Annotated in this window: 2 tRNA genes; both read right to left on the minus strand. The window is 50.8% G+C overall.

Annotation, left to right across the window (positions count from 1 at the left end):
- Nucleotide 1 precedes the first annotated feature (1 nt).
- Nucleotides 2-85, minus strand: a tRNA-Leu gene (locus LNN34_RS13720).
- 81 nt (nt 86-166) lie between these two features.
- A tRNA-Leu gene (locus LNN34_RS13725) sits at nt 167-248 on the minus strand.
- Between the last annotated feature and the right edge of the window lie 63 nt (nt 249-311).

Below are 311 nucleotides of genomic sequence, written 5' to 3' on the forward strand. Positions count from 1 at the left end.
ATGCGGCCGAGAGGACTTGAACCTCCACGGGTTATTCACCCACTAGGCCCTCAACCTAGCGCGTCTGCCATTCCGCCACGACCGCGTGATCATGAAATTGTGTTTATGCTGGTTTAGCAGGCTCTTAACCTAGTAAAACCAATTTGCGTGCACTTTGTAAATAAAGTGCGGGTGAAGGGACTCGAACCCCCACGTCGTAAGACACTAGATCCTAAGTCTAGCGCGTCTGCCAATTCCGCCACACCCGCAAAAAGACAAATGGTGAGCCATGAAGGACTCGAACCTTCGACCCTCTGATTAAAAGTCAGATG

This window comes from Bacillus sp. AF23 (assembly GCF_020861455.1).
In the GTDB taxonomy this organism is placed as follows: Bacteria; Bacillota; Bacilli; order Bacillales; family Bacillaceae; genus Bacillus; species Bacillus halotolerans.